We start from the raw sequence: 18,046 nt of genomic DNA on the forward strand, positions 1-18,046 counted from the left end.
GCTGCTTTGAACCGCTCGTCGGATCCAGCAGCCACCTCTCTCGCGCGAAACACATCGGGGAGTCCCGGATGGAAACTAGACTGCAGTCCAAACTCATCGAAGCGATCGATTACGAGCGCGAGACTCGACATCTCACGCTCTATCTGACCAACGGCCAACGCCGTCATTACGAGGATGTCCCCGAAGGCATCGTCGTCGGACTGACCGCAGCAGCATCTCCTGGCGACTTCTACATGAGCCAGATCCGGGGCCGCTTCCGCACTACCTGAGAAATACGGCACGCACCCAAGGCGTGCCGTGTCGGTACCGAGCGTATCGTTCGAACCGAAATCGGCCTCACATTCCATTCATCGACAAAACTTCAGCCCCAATCTCAGCCGCCACACTCGGGGATTTGCCGTCGTGGCCGGTCGATGCGAGAAGGCGAGCCGTATCGGCAGCGCTGGATGGATAGCCAAGCGCAAAACCTTGCAGGCTGTCGCAGCCGAGCCACGACAGCGTCACGGCATGGGCTTCGGTTTCCACCCCTTCGGCAATCACCTCCACATCGAGTGCCTTGGCGATCTCGACGATCGACCCGACGACGCGCCGCTGCTCGGCCGATTCCACCACATCGGTGACGAGTTGGCGATCGATCTTGAGGCGTTTCGGTTTCAGCCGTACAAGGCCGATGAGCGAAGCATGGCCGGAGCCGAAATCGTCGATCTCGATATCAATGCCCATCTGCTTGATGAGGTCGATATTGACGAGGAATTTCTCGTCGCAATCGTCGAGGAAGATCGTTTCTACCAGCTCGAAGACGATGGCACCCGGTGGGATAGCCAATCGGCGCAGCTTATCCAGCAAAGCGGGGTCGGTAAGACGCCCAGGCGAAATGTTCACGGCGATGCGCGGCACGTGGCAACCCATCGCCAGCCATGTGACGCGATCTTCAAGCGCGCGCTGCAGGACAGCGGCATCGATCTCCGCCGAAAGCCCGTATTCATCCGCAAGGCGCAGAAAAAAGCTCGGCGCAAGCACGCCCTTCTCCGAGTGGTTCCAACGTGCCAGCGCTTCCAGCCCGGTGATCTCGCGGGTGCGCGCATCGAGCTGCACCTGATAGTGGGGAATGATCTCGCCCCGTTCTAGGGCTTGGGCGAGATCCTCGGCCAGGCGACGCTTGCCGCGCAAGTCTTCCTGAAGCTGTCGGCTGAAGAATTCGATGCGGTTGCGTCCGAGTTTTTTTGCCTGATAGAGAGCCAGATCGGATTCGGCGAGCAGGTTGCGTGCCCTTTTATCGCTGCTCCAGGATACGCCGATCGACGCACCGGATTGCAGCATCTCCTGTCCGAAGCGGATTTTCTTCCGCAGTCGCCGCTGCACATCCTCGACGATCGCCTTCAGCGCATCGAGGCCGGCGAAATTGATGAGCACGATGACGAAATCGTCGCCGCCAACACGGGCGGCCATACCATCCGAGGGAATGGCTGCGGCAATTCTGAGCGATGCGGTGCGCAACACGGCATCGCCAGCTGCGTGACCGTGGCTGTCGTTGATCTGTTTGAACTGGTCGAGATCGAGATGCAGAACGGCAAGCGTCGACACATTCTTGTCCGCCAGCAGCGCTGCCAGCCGCCTGTCGAGCAGGCGCCGGTTCGGCATGCCGGTCAGATAATCATGATTGGCGACATGCTCGATCCGGGCATTGCTTTCTTCAAGCGCCAGCGCCCTGGCCTCGGCCATCATTTTCTGCTTGCCAAGCTCGGCATTGAGCAGCACATCGGATGTCACGTCCCATTCGGCACCGATGAAGGAGGGAGTGCCCTCCTCATCGACATAGAAATGCGCACGTGACCGCAGATAGCGGATCTCGCCGCTTGGCAGAATGATGCGAAACTGAGAATTATAGGCACCGCGGGCGGCAACCGCTTTTTCGAAATCCCGCTCGGCCTGTTCCCTATCGTCAGGATGTATGGCGTTCGACCAGATACGCGTAGACACCTCTCGATCTGTCTGACCGGTGCCGTAAAGACGGTGCATCTGCGCATCCCAGAGAATAGAATCCTTATTGATGCTGTGCTCCCACACACCAATTTGCGAAGCATCAAGCGCCAGCTCCAGTCGCCGAAGAAGATCCTGGAACTCTCTCTCTGATCGCGTTGGTCTATTCTCGGGCAATTCGTTTCAGCCTTCGAAGCCTGCAAGAATTCATAATATAGTCGCAAGCCTCATTAATGAAGCCTTTTCGTAAGTACCGAACTAGTTACTAGGTGAACCGTTCGTTACGACTGCCTTCTTTTCGATCAGTATTGTTTTAATCAATGATTGTGTCGCAGTGGGTTCCTGGCAATCTGCCGGAAGTCGACCGCGCCGTCGATCACCGCACCATCTGACAGCTGCGTCACCGTCTTGCGGTAGATTCGCTGCCACGGCGTCGCATCATCAGGCACCAGCGGGATCCCATCGCCCTTGCGCCGCTCGATTTCGACCTCATCAACCAGCATATCGCAACGCCCCTGATTGAAATCGATGCGAATGATGTCGCCGGTCCTGAGCCATGCTAGCCCCCCGCCTGCCGCACTTTCCGGCGAGGCATTGAGAATCGACGGACTGTCCGAAGTGCCGGACTGGCGCCCGTCGCCGATCGTCGGCAGGCTCTTGATGCCGCGCTTCAGAATATGATCCGGCGGCTGCATGTTGACCACTTCCGCAGAGCCCGGCCAGCCGAGCGGACCTGCGCCGCGGATGGCGAGGATCGTGTTCTCGTCGATGCCGAGCTCCGGATCATTGATGCGCTTGTGGTAATCCTCCGAACCATCGAAAACGACAGCCTTGCCTTCAAAGACGCCCTCTCGACCCGGCTCCTGCAGGTAACGCTTGCGAAAATCCTCGGATACGACACTCATCTTCATAATGGCGAAATCGAAGAGGTTGCCCTTGAGCACGAGGAAGCCCGCACGCTCCTTGAGAGGTTCACCATAGGGTTTGATGACGTCGCGGTCCCTTGACTCACGCCCTCGCAAATTCTCTGCCATGGTCTTGCCGGTGACCGTGCGACAGTCACCGTCGAGCTTGCCCGCCTGCAGCAATTCCCACATGACGGCAGGGGTGCCGCCCGCACGATGGAACTTCTCGCCGAGATAGACACCCGCCGGCTGCACATTCGCCAGCAGTGGAATGTCGAAACCATGCAACTGCCAATCCTCGGGGTATAGCTCGACTCCTGCATGTTTCGCCATGGCGGCAAGATGCGGCTGGGCGTTCGTCGATCCTCCAATCGCAGAATTGGTCTTGATGGCATTGAGGAAGGCGTTCCGCGTCAGGATATCCGACGGCTTCAGATCCTCGAATACGATCTCGACGGCACGCCGGCCGGTACGATAGGCCATCTGACCGCGCTCGCGATAGGCGGCCGGAATATTGCCGCAGCCCGTCAGCGACAGACCGAGCGCCTCGGCCAGCGCATTCATGGTCGAGGCCGTGCCCATCGTGTTGCAATGGCCGACGGAGGGTGCCGAATCGAGCGCCGTCTGCAGAAATTCTTCTTCATCAATCTCACCTGCCGCGAGCTTCCGGCGCGACTGCCAGATCGCCATACCGGAGCCGGCAAGTCTGCCCTCGTGCCAGCCGTCGAGCATCGGCCCGCCGGAGAGAACGATCGCCGGAATATCGACCGTCGAAGCCGCCATGATCGCCGAAGGCGTGGTCTTGTCGCAGCCGGTCGTCAGCACGACGCCGTCGAGCGGATAGCCGTAGAGGATTTCGACAAGGCCGAGATAGGCGAGATTGCGATCGAGTGCTGCCGTCGGGCGCTTGCAGTTCTCGAAGATCGGGTGCGTCGGAAATTCGATCGGGATGCCGCCAGCATCGCGGATGCCGTCACGCACGCGCTTTGCCAACTCGATATGGACGCGATTGCAGGGCGTCAGATCGCTGCCGCTCTGGGCGATGCCGATAATCGGCTTGCCGGAGCGCAATTCCTCAGGCGTTACCCCGTAATTCATGAAGCGCTCCAGGTAGAGCGCCGTCATGTCGATATGATCGGGGTTATCGAACCAGTCCTGCGAACGCAGGCGGCGCTTGGCGGTCTTGCTATCGGTCATTTCTTTCCTCCCGGTCGGGCATTCCAGCTCTCCCGAAATGTTGCCTGCCCTTGATATCTCCCTCGCCCCAGCATGCAACCGTTTTGATGGACGTAACGCATTTTTGTCGCATCCCCAAAACGAAACGGGCGAGGACCAAGGTCCCCGCCCGATTTACCCGACAAAGGAGAAGTTACTCCGCAGCGACCTTCATATGGTCGTCCTCGTCCTGCGGATGATTGTCGTTGTGCTGGATAAGCGGACGGTTGCCCGTCATCCGACGCAGAAGCACATAGAACACCGGCGTCATGAAGATGCCGAAGAAGGTGACGCCGATCATGCCCGAGAAGACCGCGATACCCATCGCCGCACGCATTTCCGAACCGGCACCGGTCGAGGTGACGAGCGGCACGACACCCATGATGAAGGCCATCGAGGTCATTAGGATCGGGCGCAGACGCAGGCGGCTGGCTTCGACTGCAGCTTCACGCGGCGTCCTGCCTTCGAATTCCAGCTCGCGGGCGAATTCCACGATCAGGATCGCGTTCTTCGCCGATAGGCCGACAAGGACGACAAGGCCGATCTGCGTGAAGATGTTGTTGTCTCCACCGGTGAGCCAGACACCGGTCAAGGCGGCCAGAACGCCCATCGGCACGATCATGATGATCGCAAGCGGCAGTGTCAGGCTTTCATACTGGGCAGCGAGTACCAGGAAGACGAGCAGCAGGGCCAGCGGGAAGACGACGACGCTGGAGTTACCGGCAAGGATCTGCTGGTAGGTCAGGTCCGTCCACTCGAAGTCGATGCCCGAGGGCAGGGTTTCATGCAGGATCTTCTCGATCGCCGCCTGAGCCTGGCCGGACGAGAAGCCCGGCGCCGGACCGCCGTTGATATCGGCAGCGAGGAAGCCGTTGTAACGGTTCGCGCGTTCCGGACCCGTGCTCGCATCCACCTTCAGAAGGGCCGCAAGCGGGATCATCTGGCCCGATGCCGAGCGAACTTTCAACTGGCCGATATCTTCCGGCTGGGCGCGGAACTTGGCATCGGCCTGCACACGGACGCTGTATGTGCGGCCGAAGGCGTTGAAGTCGTTCACATAGAGCGAACCGAGATAGATCTGCAGCGTCTGGAAGACGTCGGTGACGGACACTCCAAGCTGCTCGGCCTTAGCGCGGTCGAGATCGGCATAGAGCTGCGGCACGTTGATCTGGAAGCTGGAGAACAAGCCGGCGAGTTCAGGCGCCTGATAGGCCTTGGCAAGCACGGCCTTGGTCGCCTCGTCGAGCGCCTGATTGCCCAGACCCGCACGATCCTCGATCTGCAGCTTGAAACCGCCGGTCGTGCCGAGGCCGTTGACCGGCGGCGGCGGGAACATGGCGATGAAGGCATCCTGGATGGCGCCGAACTTCTGGTTCAGGGCCATGGCAATCGCCCCACCCGAGAGGTCAGGCGTCTTGCGCTCCTCGAAATCCTTCAGCGTCACGAATACGATGCCGGCATTCGAAGAGTTGGTGAAACCGTTGATCGACAGGCCCGGGAAGGCGATCGCGTTGGCAACGCCCGGCTGCTTCAAGGCGATGTCTGTCATGCGCTTGATAACGTCTTCCGTGCGGTCGAGACTTGCGGCATCCGGCAGCTGAGCAAAGCCAATCAGATACTGCTTGTCCTGCGACGGCACGAAGCCGCCCGGAACCGTATTGAAGATGCTGTAGGTCGCACCGACGAGCGCAAGATAGATCACCATGACGATGCTCTTGCGCGATACGAGACCGCCCACACCCTTGCCGTAGGCATTCGAGCCGGCCCCGAAGGCGCGGTTGAAGCCACGGAAGAACCAGCCGAAGATCGCGTCCATGAACCGCGTCAGCCAGTCCTTCGGCGCATGGTGACCCTTCAGGAGAAGAGCAGCCAGAGCCGGAGACAGCGTCAGCGAATTGAAGGCAGAAATGACGGTCGAGATCGCGATCGTCAGCGCGAACTGGCGATAGAACTGACCCGACAGGCCGGAGATGAAGGCGAGCGGCACGAAGACCGCAACAAGCACCAGCGCGATCGCGATAATCGGGCCGGAGACTTCCTTCATGGCCTTGTAAGTCGCCTGACGCGGACTGAGCCCGGCTTCGATGTTGCGTTCGACGTTTTCAACGACCACGATCGCGTCGTCCACAACGATACCGATCGCTAGCACCAAGCCGAAAAGACTGAGTGCATTGATCGAGAACCCGAACATGTACATGACCGCGAATGTCCCGATGATCGATACCGGAACGGCAATCAGCGGAATGATCGAGGCACGCCATGTTTGCAGGAACAGGATGACGACGAGAACGACGAGCGCGATTGCTTCGAGCAGCGTGTCGATGACCTTCTCGATCGAGGAGCGAACAAACTTGGTCGTATCATAGACGATCTCGTATTTCACGCCTGTCGGCATGGCGAGTTGCAGCTCGTCCATGGTGGCACGAACATTGTCGGCGATCTCGATCGCATTCGAACCAGGTGCCTGGAGAACGGCAACAGCCACAGCAGGCTTGCCGTCGAGCAGCGAACGCAGCGTGTAGTCAGCGGCACCAAGTTCGATGCGGGCAACATCGCGCAGGCGGGTGATCTCGCCATTGGCGCCCGTCTTGACGATGATGCTGCCGAATTCCTCGGGCGTGCGCAGACGACCCTGGGCGTTCACGTTAAGCTGAAGATCGACACCCGGCTGGCTCGGCGAAGCGCCGATGATCCCGGCAGCGGCCTGGACGTTCTGCGAGCTGATTGCATTGCTGATGTCGCTTGCGGCAAGATTATGCTCGGCGGCCTTCTGCGGATCGATCCACACACGCATGGAATAATCACCGGCGCCAAAGACCTGCACCTGGCCGACACCTGCGATGCGGGCGAGCCGGTCCTTGATGTTCAGTGTCGCATAGTTGCGCAAATAGGTGATGTCATGGCTGTCTCCGTCGGAGACAAGGTTGACGACCATGATAAAGTCGGGCGAGCTCTTGACCGTCGTGATGCCGAGCGCGCGAACCTCCGCCGGCAGGCGGGGTTCGGCCTGCGACACGCGGTTCTGCACGAGCTGCTGCGCCTTGTCCGGGTCGGTGCCGAGCTTGAAGGTGACGGTGACGTTCAAGGCGCCGTCAGACGTCGCCTGACTCGCCATGTAAAGCATGCCCTCGACGCCATTGATCTGTTCTTCGAGCGGTGTGGCTACCGTTTCGGCGATAACGGACGGGTTTGCGCCGGGGTAGGTGGCATGCACGACGATCGACGGCGGCACAACCTCGGGATATTCGGAGATCGGCAGCGCCCGGAGGCCGATGAGGCCGGCGACCACGATGAGGACCGAAAGAACACCGGCAAAGACCGGACGGTCGATAAAGAATCTGGATATGTTCATTTCAAAGCCCTCTCCGGGGTGAACATGGATGCAAAGTCCCTCGCCGGCGGCTCCAAGGCGCACCGGCAGGTCATGTTATTTGGCGTAAGGGCCGCCTCCCCGAGGGAAGGAGGCTCAACTCTTACTGAGCGGTCGCGACCTTCTCTTCCATCTGAGGTGCTACGACTGCACCCGGACGAATACGCTGAAGGCCGTTGACGACGATCTTGTCGCCGACTTCGAGGCCCCCTTCGACCACGCGCTGGCCATCGAACAGCGAACCGAGCTTGATCTGCCGGTAGTTGACCTTGTTCTCACCGTCGACGACGAAGACGAATTTCTTGTCCTGGTCGGTTCCGACAGCGCGGTCACTGATGACGATCTTGTTCTCGGCCTTCGGCTGGCCCATGCGCACCCGAACGAACTGGCCGGGGATCAGTTTGCCGCCGGGATTGTCGAAGACTGCTCGCACTGCAATGGTGCCGCTGGCAGCATCGACTTCATTGTCGACGAGCTGAAGCTTGCCCTTGATCGGCGTTCCCTCATCGGCAAGCGTGCCAATTTCAACCGGAATCTGCTCGACGGCCGGCAATGCTGCGTCGGTTGCCGGAAGCTCTGAAAGAGCCTTCGTGACCATCTCTTCGCTTGCATTGAAGCTTGCATAGATCGGATCGACGGAGACCAGCGTCGTCAGCTCAGGTGAAGCCGAACCGGCCGCGACAATGTTGCCGACCGTGACCTCGATCTTGCCGATACGCCCGGAAACCGGAGCACGTACCTGGGTGTAATCAAGATCGAGTTGAGCGGACTGCAGCGCCGCCTGCGCAGAGCGCAAGCTCGCCCTGGCTTCGGCCAGTGTGCTCTGGCGCTGGTCGAGATCGCTCTGCGAGATCGTTCGGTTGTCCGAGAGACGGCGGCCCCGATCGAGTTCGGTCTGCGCCAGGCTGACCTTGGCTTCGGCTGAAGCGACCTGACCCTGTGCCTGCGAGACCGCCGCCTGATAGGGAGCAGGATCGATGGCAAACAACAAGTCGCCCTGCTTCACCAAAGCGCCTTCGCGAAAATGCACGGATTGGATCGCACCCCCGACGCGAGGACGGATCTGCACGCGATCGATGGCCTCCAGACGACCGGAGAAGCTCTCCCAGTTCGTCACGTCGCGGCTGGCGACGACAGCGACGGTCACCGGCACGGCCGGAGGCTGTGCAGGCTCTGAGGCGGCCGTAGCGGTTGCGCTCATCGGCAGTTCGAAAAAGATGGCCGTTGCTGAAACGGACGCAGCGAGGCCCAGGCCAGCGCCCACAAGGGCCCAGCGTTTATTTTTGGACGTCATTGGTACTCTCCTTGCGGCCCAAATGGCCGTAAAAATCAGTTCGTCGTCAATGCAATTGTGGCTGAACGCTCACGTCCTGAAGGAAATCCCCGAAGTGGCGGCTGACGTTGTCCTGCCAGCTCGAAGTCCCCTCAGATTTTCCGCCATAAATGGAAGGCCAGCCTGTCCCGGCGGGAAGAACATGCTGGCGCACGCCAACGCCTGCCTTCTTGAGGCGAGCGGCATAACCGATGGTTTCGTCGTGCAGCGGATCATCCTCTGCCGTAAAAATCAGGGCCGGTGCAACGCCCGATATACGCGAGCACAGGCACGGCGCAGCATAGGGATGGCAGCCGCCGCCGCTCAGGTAATGGCTCCAGCCTTCCGTCCAGCGCTGGCGCATGCCGACCTTGTCCGCCTTGCGGATCGAGGACGTCCCCATGAAAGGATCGAGAAGAGGAGAAAGCAGGATCTGGCCGTCGAGCACATCCGGCATCTGGTCACGCGCTTTCAGCGCGACACCGGCGGCGACGTTACCGCCCGCCTCTTCGCCGGCAACGAAGAGCAGCGACTTACGGTCCCCGAGGCCAGCTTTCTTGAGAGCGAGGTAAGAAAAGATCGAGAAGGAAACTTCGAGCGCCTTTGGAAAGACATTGTCCGAAAGGGTGCTGTAGTCGGCGGAAACGACAATCGCACCTGCCTTTGCCAGGCTCTGTGCAATCGGGCGATCGGCCTTAGGGTCGCTGTCGAGAAACGCCCCGCCGTGCAGATAGAGGACGATCGGCGGACCCTTGCCGAAATCGGCGCCCATATAGACGCGCGCGGAAACGGGGCCAGCAGCCACCTTTTCCAGCATCATGTCTTTGATCTCGGGCACCATAGTCTCTATCTCTTCGCTGCTTGCGATAGGCGGACAACAGCCGCCTCTTGCATTTTGAACCAAAAACATATTGTTATTCAAATCGGGGAATAAGAAGCGATATCGCGATAACACTATTCCAAATCCTGAACAATGTTGCAATGCAAACTGCGGAATTGAACCGATGGATCAGCTCTCGGCTATGCGCGTCTTCATCCGCGTGGTGGAGACCGGCAATTTCACCCGCGCCGCCGACATGCTCGCCATGCCCAAGGCTACGGTGACCAATCTCATTCAGGGGCTGGAAGCGCATCTGCGCACCAAGCTCCTCAATCGCACGACACGCCGCGTCATGGTGACGACGGATGGCGCACTTTATTACGAACGCGCCGCGCAGATCATTTCCGAGCTGGAAGAATTGGACGGTAGCCTTTCCAATTCGCAAAGTCTGCCGACGGGAAGACTACGCGTCGAGATGGCGGGTGCCTTTGCCGATTCCATCCTGGTACCGGCGCTCTGCGATTTCTATCAGCGTTATCCCGATATCCGCATCGACCTCGGCGTCGGCGACCGTACCGTCGATTATCTCGCCGAAAACGTCGACTGCGCGCTGCGAGCTGGCACGCCGGCCGATCAGTCGCTTATTGCAAGGCGCGTCTCGGAGATCGAGATGATCACCTGCGCCGCGCCTCTCTATGTGGAAAAATTCGGCCTGCCGCAGCGGCCGGAAGAGCTTGAAACCGAACATTTTTCCGTCAGTTATTTTCGCGCTCAGAACAATCGTACGGTACCCTTCGAATTCCGCAAGGATAACGAGGTTGTCGAGGTCAATCCGCGCTACATTCTCTCGGTCAACGACAGCCGCACCTACATGACCGCAGCGCTCGCAGGTCTCGGCCTTGCCCAAATCCCCGTGTTCATGGCGCGTGAACCACTTGCGAAAGGCGAGTTGGTTCAGACCCTGACGGAATGGACGCGCGAGTCGCTGCCGCTCTACGTCGTCTACCCGCCGAACCGTCACCTCAGCAACAAGGTTCGCGTCTTCGTCGACTGGCTGGTGAAACTGCTGGCGGACGCGAAACTGAACGCCCGCTGACAAAAGATCATTCGCAAAGGAGAGCGGCCCGTGATGGGAGGGATAACCGTCACGGGCCTGATCTGATGTCTGAAACTTGAAGGCCTGTCGCACCGCAGGAAAGGCGCGGCAGGCCCTGGAGTGGAGGTCGGGAGGCTGACGGCGGATACCGTCCGCCTCCGTCCATTTTGATATAGGTGCGCTGCGCCAGATAATAAGGGGGTGCACCCAACAGACCGTTCACAAGTTTGCTACAGACGGTTATTTCCTGACAACGGCTTCAGCAAATCCTCGAGGCCGATGCGGCGGAAGAGTTCGGCGCGAACGCGGTCGGCAACGCCATTGACGATTTCTGCGCCGTCTTCCGATGGATCGATATGGGTGCGGAACGGCCGTTTGCCGAAAGGCATATTCACCACATCGACGATGGCGGTCGCAACAGTAGCGGCATCCGCATCGGCAGGTTCGAGCGAGGCAAGACCTTTCAGCGCCTGTTCCGGCACATCCCTGTACGGACCTTGGCTATATTCGGCGACGCGGGCCGTATCGGCAGGTGAGCCAGCATGAGCGAAGTGGTTCGTACCTCTGGTGAAAGCGCCGGGAACGATGATTGCGGTTTCGATACCCCACCGGGTCAGTTCACCAGCATAGGAGACGGCAAGCGAATCCATAGCAGCCTTGGCAGCGAAATAGGGAGCAAGGTAGGGAGGCGTGCCGCCTCGAGTACTCGAGGAGGAGACCCAGACGACCAAGCCCTTGCCCTGCTTGCGTAGATGCGGCAACACCGCGCGGTTCACACGCTGGGTCGAGAGCACGTTGATATCGAAAAGTTCGGCATATTGCTCCGGCGTGAAGGCCTCAGCCGGGCCGAAGGACATGTGCCCGGCATTGTGGATGATCGTGTCGATATGGCCTTCGGCAGCGATGACCTTAGCGATACCGGCTTCGACCGAGACATCGGAGGCGACATCCAGTTCCACGACCTTCAGATCGACACCGTTTTGTTTGGAGAAGGCTTCGACGGCCTCGACCTGCGGCCGGTTGCGGCCTTGGGTTTCACGCATCGAGGCATAAACCGTGTGGCCGGCCCTGGCGAGCGCGCGGGCGGTAAGAGCGCCGAAACCGCTGGAGGCGCCGGTGATGACGATGACTTGTCTGCTCATGGTCCTATTCCTTCTGCGAGTGGGTGGTTGAAAGAATGCGAGGGAAGAGCGTGGCGGCACGTCATGCCGCCACGAATTCAATGTCAAACCATGCCGCCGTTGGCGCGCAGTACCTGACCATTGATCCAGGCCCCATCCGGGCCGGCAAGGAAGGCAACGACGGCTGCAATGTCTTCGGGCGTGCCGAGACGTTCGAGCGGGTTTGCCTTGGCAAGACGATCGATCAGCTCATCGGACTTGCCGTTAAGGAAGAGGTCGGTGGCTGTCGGGCCTGGCGCGACCGTGTTGACGGTGATCTGGCGGCCGCGCATTTCCTTGGACAGGATAGCGCCCATCGTCTCGACGGCGGCTTTCGTGGCAGCGTAGACGCTGTAGGTTTCCGGCTTCAAGCCGACGACCGAACTCGAGAAGTTGATGACCCGGCCACCGTCACGCAGACGCTTGGCAGCTTCGCGCAGCGTGTTGAACGTGCCCTTGAGATTGATGCTGATCTGGCGGTCGAACGTCGCGTCGTCGACATCGGCAAGGCGCGAAAGCAACATGATGCCGGCGTTGTTGACGAGAACGTCGATACCGCCGAAGGCTGCTTCTGCAGCATCGAACATGCGGCGCACGGCGTCAGCATCGGCGACGTCAGCTTGTGCCGTCAGTGCCTTGCTGCCAGCTTTTTCGATTTTTTGCGCCAGTTCTTCGGCAAGAGCGGCATTGCCGGCATAGTTGATGACGACGGTGAAGCCGTCCTTTGCTAGTCGTTCGGCAATCGAGGCACCGATGCCACGGGAAGCGCCGGTAACGAGAGCGACCTTGTTTTGATTAGCAGACATGTTCTTCTCCTTTGGTTCGGCGCCGCAGCGCCCTTTTGATGAGAAGAAGATGCCCCTTTTCACTTTGCGGATAATCGGCCATTATTCGGCATTACCATCCGGCGAATACGAATAAATAACATGGACAGATTTGATGCCATGCGGGTCTTTTCCCGCGTCGTGGAGCGCCGCAGCTTCACGCTCGCGGCCGAAGATACCGGCCTGCCGCGCTCGACGGTGACCGACGCGGTCAAACAACTGGAAGCCCGCCTCGGTGTGCGCCTGCTTCAGCGCACCACGCGCCATGTCAGCCCGACACTCGACGGCGAGGCATACTACCAGCGTTGTCTGTCGATCCTCGCCGACATCGAAGACGCGGAGGGTGCCTTTGCCGGTGCCAAACCGAAAGGCCTGCTGCGGGTAGACGTACACGGCACGCTCGCCCGCCATTTCGTGCTGCCGAGCCTGCCGTCCTTTCTGGAAGCCTACCCTGATATCGAGTTCTATATGAGTGAGGGCGACCGACTGGTGGATCTGGTGCGCGAGGGCATCGATTGCGTTCTGCGTGTCGGTACTCCGCAGGACAGCGACATGGTCGCCCGGCGCGTCACCATGCTGGAAGAGATCACCCTCGCCTCGCCGTCCTATGTCGCTGCTTTCGGTCAGCCCGAACATCCCGACAGGCTGGATGCGCATCGCATGGTCGGCTTCCGCGCGACCGGCAGCACCGGCCCCCTGCCCCTGGAATTCATCGTCGATGGAAGCATCCACAACATCACCATTCCCGCAACCGTGACCGTCAACGCAGCCGAAAGCTACATCTCCGCCGCACGTATGGGTCTCGGCATGATCCAGATCCCGCGTTACCACGCCGAACAGGATCTTGCCGCCGGCACCCTCGTCCAAGTTCTTGTTGATTTTCCGCTCACGCCGACGCCGGTCTCGCTGCTCTATCCGCGCAACCGCCAGCTCTCGCCGCGCGTGCGCGTCTTCATAGACTGGCTGGTGAAGGTCTTCGCTCGACAAAACTCCGAAAACACGGTTCACTCATATTAGCATTCTCGGAGGAACGGGTATGGCACTCAGCGACATCATGGTTTACCAGACGGATGAGGGCTTCGTCGTCGAGTTCGGCAACGAGGGTGAAGACAGGATTGCAGTCACGCTGCGCAGCGCCCCCGACCTCACGCACGAAAATGCCGTAGCCAGGGCAAGAGCATTGCTTTCTTCCGCACTCGAACCTGTCCACGGCGACAGCGCCCGCAGCAAGGATGCCGCTCTGCTGGAGGAAGAACTGAACGAAGGCCTCGAAGATTCCTTCCCGGCAAGCGATCCGGTTTCCGTCACCGTATCCTCCATTCCAATGCGCGACCCCAATGCCGGCCACTGAATCCGTGCCAAAATGATACTGACGAGATCATAAGCCATACATTGTTCGGGTGACAGATCCTCGATGGGAATGCTATCGCCACTCTCCATGAGCATAGAGACGATCAATGGCGCGATCGGCGCCGGCCCGCTTGCCGGGGAAAGCCTGCGCCATTTCTTCGAACGTGATGCGGTCGAGGTCGCCCGCGACCTACTCGGTTGCCATCTGACGGTTAACGACGCAGGCGGGCGCATTACCGAAACGGAAGCCTATTACCCCGATGACGAGGCCTCCCACAGTTTCCGCGGCCCGACCAAGCGCAACGGCGCCATGTACGGTCGCCCAGGCAATGTCTATATCTACCGCATCTACGGCATGTACTGGTGCCTGAACTTCGTCTGTACACCGGGCTCGGCAGTGCTGATCCGTGCGCTGGAGCCGGAAATCGGCCTGCCGGCCATGATGGAGCGGCGCGGCACCGATGTGCTGACCCAGCTCTGCAGCGGCCCAGGCAAACTCTGCCAGGCACTCGACATCGATATCTCCGTCAACGATCGGACGCTCGACCGGCCACCCTATGCGATCTCGCCTTCCGCTCCTGTGCCCATCGTCTCAGGCAAGCGGATCGGCATTACGAAAAATGCCGAAGCACCATGGCGCTTCGGCATTCAGGGATCGCGATATCTGAGCAAGCCGTTCCGCTAATGGGAACCTTCAACCTCATTCCATGACGGCGCTATGGTCCATGGCGGGCGCAGCCTTCGGCTTGCGCAGCAACAGGACCAGTGGCATGACGGCAAGCGACATCAGCATCAGCAATTTGAAGTCGTCCATATAGGCAATGATTGTCGACTGCAGCGTGATGACGTCGTTAAGCGCCGCGCGGCCGACCGCCGTCAGCGGGTTGAGGCCTTGTGCCGCCGTGGCATTGAAAGCGTGGTTGAACGGCGTCACATAGGCTGCGATTGACTCGTGATTGCTCTGCGTGTTCTCGACGATCAGCGCCGAGACGATCGAGATGCCGACAGAGGACCCGATATTACGCGACAGGTTGTAGAGGCCGGTCCCGTCGCCGCGCATCTGCGCCGGCAGCGTCGCAAAGGCGATTGTCGTCAACGGTACGAACAGGAAGCCGAGGCCGGCACCCTGGATGAAGCCGACCGAAACGATCGTCCACTGCGAAACGTCAGGCGTCCAGCCAGTCATGTCATACATTGCCCAGGCCGTCAGGCCGAGACCGAGCAGCAGCAGCCAGCGCGTATCCACCTTGCCGATCAGCCGGCCGACGATGAACATGCAGAGCATGGTCCCCAGGCCGCGCGGCCCCATGACGATGCCCGCCGTGATGACCGGATAGCCCATCAGCGTCTGCAGATATGGCGTCATCAGCGCCAGCGAGGCGAGATAGGTGATGCCGATCACGAAGATGAAGATCATGCTGACGGTGAAATTCTGGTCGAGGAACAGCCGCGGATTGACGAAGGATTTCTCCGCCGTCAGCGTATGCACCAGGAGCAGATAAAAGGCTGCGGCACAGACAATCGCTTCGATGACGATTTCGCCGGAGGAAAACCAGTCAAGCTGCTCGCCGCGGTCGAGGAAGAGCTGGAGCGCGGCAATGAACAGGCTCATCATCCCGAAGCCGAACCAGTCGAGCTTGGCGAGCGCATCCCTCTTCGTCTCTGAAACGAAGATGACGATGCCGGCAAAGGCGAGCGCACCGATCGGCACGTTGATGTAAAAGACCCAGCGCCAGCTGATATTGTCGGTCAGCCAGCCGCCGATGACAGGACCCAGAACCGGCCCGACCATGACCGAGACGCCGAATAGGGCCATGGCCGAGCCGCGCTCCTCGACGGAATAAATGTCGAGAAGGATGCCCTGGGAAAGCGGAACTAGCGAGGCGCCGAACAGGCCCTGCAGCAGACGGAAAGCAACAATCTGCGGCAGCGATTGCGCCAGACCGCAAAGCACGGAGGCGACGACGAAGCCCACAATCGCCGTCAACAGCACGCGCTTGCGGCCGAACTTGGCAGCAAGAAAGCCCGACGGCGGCGTCATGATCGCGGCCGCGACGATGTAGGAGGTCAAAACCCAATTGATCTGGTCGGCGGACGCCGAAACGCTGCCTTGAATGTAAGGCAGCGCCACGTTGGCGATCGTCGTATCCAGCGCCTGGATAATGACGGCCAGGATTACGCAGGCCGTGATCGCGCCGCGATTGGCAACCGGGATTGCCGGTGATGACGGAGCATTACTCATAGCCGTTACTCGTGGCTCTTGATGTCGCCCAGAAACTTGCTGACGAAGTCAGGCAGGCCCCGCGCACGGCCGGTATCGACATCGACGACCGTGCTCATGCCGACGCGAAGCGGTGGCTTGCCCTGAGAGTTGTCGATGCTGATGCGCATCGGAATGCGCTGTACGACCTTTACCCAGTTGCCGGTGGTGTTCTGCGCCGGCAGCAGTGAGAAGGAAGAACCCGATGCCGGGCTGATGCTCTCGACCTTGCCCTTCCATAGGACGCCCGGATAGGTGTCGACATAGATATCTACCGCTTGGCCGGGCTTCACGTAAGTAAGTTCCGTCTCCTTCGGACTTGCGGCAATCCACAGATGCGAGGTCGAAACCAGCGAAAAGGCCTGCTGCGAAGCTTGGAGGTAGGAGCCGACCTGCAGCGCATTCACATTGGTGACAATGCCGTCGAAGGGCGCCCTGACCACGCTGTGATCAAGCTCGCGCTGGGCATTGTCGACCTGCGACTTGGCCTGCAGATAGAGCGGGTTTTCTTCGACCGGCTGGTCGGCACTCCCGCCGAGCTGGGCAAGCGTCGTTGCTGCTTCCGCCTTGGCGACGGAAACTTTCTGCTGCGCAGCCTCGAGATTGTGCTTGGCTTCGTCATAGGCCGACTGGGTCGCGCTGCCGTTGTTGACAAGATTCTGCTGCCGGTCGAACTGATCCTGGTAATAGGGCAGATCGGCCTCAGCTTGGGTGATCTCGGCAAGCGATTGCTGATAGCTGGCCTTGAGGTTCATGATCTGATTGCGCTGTGCGCCGAGCTGCGCCTTGGCGCCATCGAGCGCGATCCTGAAGGCGTCCGATTGCAGGCTGAAGAGCACCTGTCCGGCCTTGACCTGCTCGTTCTCATGCACGTTTATCTGCGCGACGATACCGGAAACGTCGGTCGTGATACCCACCATATCGGCCTGTATATAGGCATTGTCGGTCGACATGACCTGACCGCCGTTGACGTAATAGTAGCCGCCGACGACGAGCGCGACGGGCAGCAGGGCAAATAGGACGGGTCGGGTGAAGCTGCGCCGGCGGCGGACCTTGTTGCCGCCAGGCGCAGCCACCGCGGCGGCCGCGGGCGCTGAATTGGATGAAGGCGCCTCAGCCACCGTTTCCGGTTGTTGGGGAATTTCTTTTTCTTCGGCAGGATTCTTGGCATTCGCGTCGGACACGACGCGCAGGGAGGATTGATCAGCCATGTTTCGTCTCATTCTCGGCGACCGGGGACCGGCACGCCTGCACCAGGTTCGTCTTCATTACGGATAGGATATGGAAAAGCTGCTCGCGCTGTTCGGGTGCGATGCTTTCCAGCGCTTCGCCGCGTGTCACGTCACCGATCTTTCGCATTTCGGCGAGAATCGGATGAGCAGCTTCGCGCATGTAAAGCAGCCAGATGCGCCGGTCGGTCGGGTGCTGGCGGCGCTCGATCAGGCCGCGCTCGGCGAGCTTGTCGAGGATGCGGACCAGCGTGATCGGCTCGATTTCGAGGATTTCGGCAAGCCCGCTCTGATGGATGCCCTCATTGTTGGCGAGATAGGCAAGCGTCTGCCACTGAGACCGCGTCAACCCAAGGTCCTTTGCGCGCTGCTCGAACCGCTTGCGCAGCAGACGGGCAACGTCGTGCAGAAGAAAACCGAGTGTTGGATTGTTGGTCATATACCTTCGCCGGCTATTAATAAGCACCCTTATGATATCGGTACATATATTGAGCATGGGCAATGCACAAGGATGCAACCGTAAGA

14 protein-coding genes and 1 pseudogene are annotated in these 18,046 nt (G+C 60.0%); 5 read left to right on the top strand and 10 right to left on the bottom strand.

What is annotated here, in order from left to right:
- Nucleotides 1-68: 68 nt before the first annotated feature.
- Complete coding sequence (locus tag FHT78_RS06110; protein WP_112562863.1) at nt 69-269, top strand: KTSC domain-containing protein; 201 nt, start codon at nt 69-71, stop codon at nt 267-269.
- 67 nt (nt 270-336) lie between these two features.
- Here FHT78_RS06110 and FHT78_RS06115 read toward each other — a convergent pair.
- The 5 genes and pseudogenes from FHT78_RS06115 to FHT78_RS06135 all read right to left on the bottom strand — a co-directional run bounded on the left by FHT78_RS06115 (nt 337) and on the right by FHT78_RS06135 (nt 9,623).
- Nucleotides 337-2,183: pseudogene (locus FHT78_RS06115) on the bottom strand (EAL domain-containing protein).
- A 114-nt stretch (nt 2,184-2,297) separates the two neighbouring features.
- Nucleotides 2,298-4,082 (bottom strand): IlvD/Edd family dehydratase, encoded by a 1,785-nt coding sequence (locus FHT78_RS06120; protein ID WP_183741597.1) that lies wholly within the window; start codon nt 4,080-4,082, stop codon nt 2,298-2,300.
- A gap of 172 nt (nt 4,083-4,254) precedes the next feature.
- On the bottom strand, nt 4,255-7,452 hold the full coding sequence (locus FHT78_RS06125; protein WP_183741599.1) for a multidrug efflux RND transporter permease subunit: 3,198 nt from the start codon (nt 7,450-7,452) through the stop codon (nt 4,255-4,257).
- Between the two features lie 121 nt (nt 7,453-7,573).
- Complete coding sequence (locus FHT78_RS06130) at nt 7,574-8,764, bottom strand: efflux RND transporter periplasmic adaptor subunit (RefSeq protein WP_183741601.1); 1,191 nt, start codon at nt 8,762-8,764, stop codon at nt 7,574-7,576.
- A 46-nt stretch (nt 8,765-8,810) separates the two neighbouring features.
- Nucleotides 8,811-9,623, bottom strand: a complete 813-nt coding sequence (locus tag FHT78_RS06135) for an alpha/beta hydrolase fold domain-containing protein (RefSeq protein WP_183741603.1) — start codon at nt 9,621-9,623, stop codon at nt 8,811-8,813.
- Nucleotides 9,624-9,786: 163 nt separating this feature from the next.
- On the opposite strand from FHT78_RS06135, the gene FHT78_RS06140 reads away from it, so the two are divergent.
- Nucleotides 9,787-10,698 (top strand): LysR family transcriptional regulator, encoded by a 912-nt coding sequence (locus tag FHT78_RS06140; RefSeq protein WP_183741605.1) that lies wholly within the window; start codon nt 9,787-9,789, stop codon nt 10,696-10,698.
- Nucleotides 10,699-10,928: 230 nt separating this feature from the next.
- On the opposite strand, the gene FHT78_RS06145 is transcribed toward FHT78_RS06140, so the two are convergent.
- Both FHT78_RS06145 and FHT78_RS06150 read right to left on the bottom strand, forming a co-directional pair.
- Nucleotides 10,929-11,840: an SDR family oxidoreductase gene (locus FHT78_RS06145; protein ID WP_183741607.1), complete on the bottom strand. Its 912-nt coding sequence runs from the start codon at nt 11,838-11,840 to the stop codon at nt 10,929-10,931.
- Between the two features lie 83 nt (nt 11,841-11,923).
- Nucleotides 11,924-12,664, bottom strand: coding sequence for an SDR family oxidoreductase (locus FHT78_RS06150; RefSeq protein WP_183741609.1), 741 nt, complete (start codon nt 12,662-12,664; stop codon nt 11,924-11,926).
- 120 nt (nt 12,665-12,784) lie between these two features.
- Here FHT78_RS06150 and FHT78_RS06155 point away from each other — a divergent pair, with 120 nt between their 5' ends.
- The 3 genes from FHT78_RS06155 (at nt 12,785) to FHT78_RS06165 (ending at nt 14,717) form a co-directional block, all read left to right on the top strand.
- Complete coding sequence (locus tag FHT78_RS06155) at nt 12,785-13,699, top strand: LysR family transcriptional regulator (protein WP_183741610.1); 915 nt, start codon at nt 12,785-12,787, stop codon at nt 13,697-13,699.
- A gap of 19 nt (nt 13,700-13,718) precedes the next feature.
- Nucleotides 13,719-14,033 (top strand): hypothetical protein, encoded by a 315-nt coding sequence (locus FHT78_RS06160; protein WP_183741612.1) that lies wholly within the window; start codon nt 13,719-13,721, stop codon nt 14,031-14,033.
- A 69-nt stretch (nt 14,034-14,102) separates the two neighbouring features.
- Complete coding sequence (locus FHT78_RS06165) at nt 14,103-14,717, top strand: DNA-3-methyladenine glycosylase (protein ID WP_183741869.1); 615 nt, start codon at nt 14,103-14,105, stop codon at nt 14,715-14,717.
- A 15-nt stretch (nt 14,718-14,732) separates the two neighbouring features.
- Here the strand turns inward: FHT78_RS06165 and FHT78_RS06170 are convergent, their stop codons facing one another.
- The 3 genes from FHT78_RS06170 to FHT78_RS06180 are packed head-to-tail and all read right to left on the bottom strand — an operon-like array spanning nt 14,733 to nt 17,960.
- The gene (locus FHT78_RS06170; protein ID WP_183741614.1) at nt 14,733-16,274 is read right to left on the bottom strand and encodes a DHA2 family efflux MFS transporter permease subunit; all 1,542 of its coding nucleotides are present in this window, start codon (nt 16,272-16,274) and stop codon (nt 14,733-14,735) included.
- A gap of 5 nt (nt 16,275-16,279) precedes the next feature.
- Nucleotides 16,280-17,503, bottom strand: coding sequence for an HlyD family secretion protein (locus FHT78_RS06175; RefSeq protein WP_183741616.1), 1,224 nt, complete (start codon nt 17,501-17,503; stop codon nt 16,280-16,282).
- Nucleotides 17,496-17,960 (bottom strand): MarR family transcriptional regulator, encoded by a 465-nt coding sequence (locus FHT78_RS06180; protein ID WP_183741618.1) that lies wholly within the window; start codon nt 17,958-17,960, stop codon nt 17,496-17,498. The genes FHT78_RS06175 and FHT78_RS06180 overlap by 8 nt, the downstream gene beginning before the upstream one ends.
- Between the last annotated feature and the right edge of the window lie 86 nt (nt 17,961-18,046).

Origin of the sequence: Rhizobium sp. BK196 (assembly GCF_014193255.1) — a bacterium.
In the GTDB taxonomy this organism is placed as follows: Bacteria; Pseudomonadota; Alphaproteobacteria; order Rhizobiales; family Rhizobiaceae; genus Rhizobium.

Bases quoted from the DNA above. Each gene is read 5' to 3' on its own strand.
- FHT78_RS06180 (WP_183741618.1), bottom strand. From the start codon at position 17,960: ATGACCAACAATCCAACACTCGGTTTTCTTCTGCACGACGTTGCCCGT.
- FHT78_RS06165 (WP_183741869.1), top strand. From the start codon at position 14,103: ATGCTATCGCCACTCTCCATGAGCATAGAGACGATCAATGGCGCGATC.
- FHT78_RS06140 (WP_183741605.1), top strand. From the start codon at position 9,787: ATGGATCAGCTCTCGGCTATGCGCGTCTTCATCCGCGTGGTGGAGACC.
- FHT78_RS06125 (WP_183741599.1), bottom strand. From the start codon at position 7,452: ATGAACATATCCAGATTCTTTATCGACCGTCCGGTCTTTGCCGGTGTT.
- FHT78_RS06170 (WP_183741614.1), bottom strand. From the start codon at position 16,274: ATGAGTAATGCTCCGTCATCACCGGCAATCCCGGTTGCCAATCGCGGC.
- FHT78_RS06155 (WP_183741610.1), top strand. From the start codon at position 12,785: ATGGACAGATTTGATGCCATGCGGGTCTTTTCCCGCGTCGTGGAGCGC.
- FHT78_RS06160 (WP_183741612.1), top strand. From the start codon at position 13,719: ATGGCACTCAGCGACATCATGGTTTACCAGACGGATGAGGGCTTCGTC.
- FHT78_RS06110 (WP_112562863.1), top strand. From the start codon at position 69: ATGGAAACTAGACTGCAGTCCAAACTCATCGAAGCGATCGATTACGAG.
- FHT78_RS06135 (WP_183741603.1), bottom strand. From the start codon at position 9,623: ATGGTGCCCGAGATCAAAGACATGATGCTGGAAAAGGTGGCTGCTGGC.
- FHT78_RS06120 (WP_183741597.1), bottom strand. From the start codon at position 4,082: ATGACCGATAGCAAGACCGCCAAGCGCCGCCTGCGTTCGCAGGACTGG.
- FHT78_RS06150 (WP_183741609.1), bottom strand. From the start codon at position 12,664: ATGTCTGCTAATCAAAACAAGGTCGCTCTCGTTACCGGCGCTTCCCGT.
- FHT78_RS06130 (WP_183741601.1), bottom strand. From the start codon at position 8,764: ATGACGTCCAAAAATAAACGCTGGGCCCTTGTGGGCGCTGGCCTGGGC.
- FHT78_RS06145 (WP_183741607.1), bottom strand. From the start codon at position 11,840: ATGAGCAGACAAGTCATCGTCATCACCGGCGCCTCCAGCGGTTTCGGC.
- FHT78_RS06175 (WP_183741616.1), bottom strand. From the start codon at position 17,503: ATGGCTGATCAATCCTCCCTGCGCGTCGTGTCCGACGCGAATGCCAAG.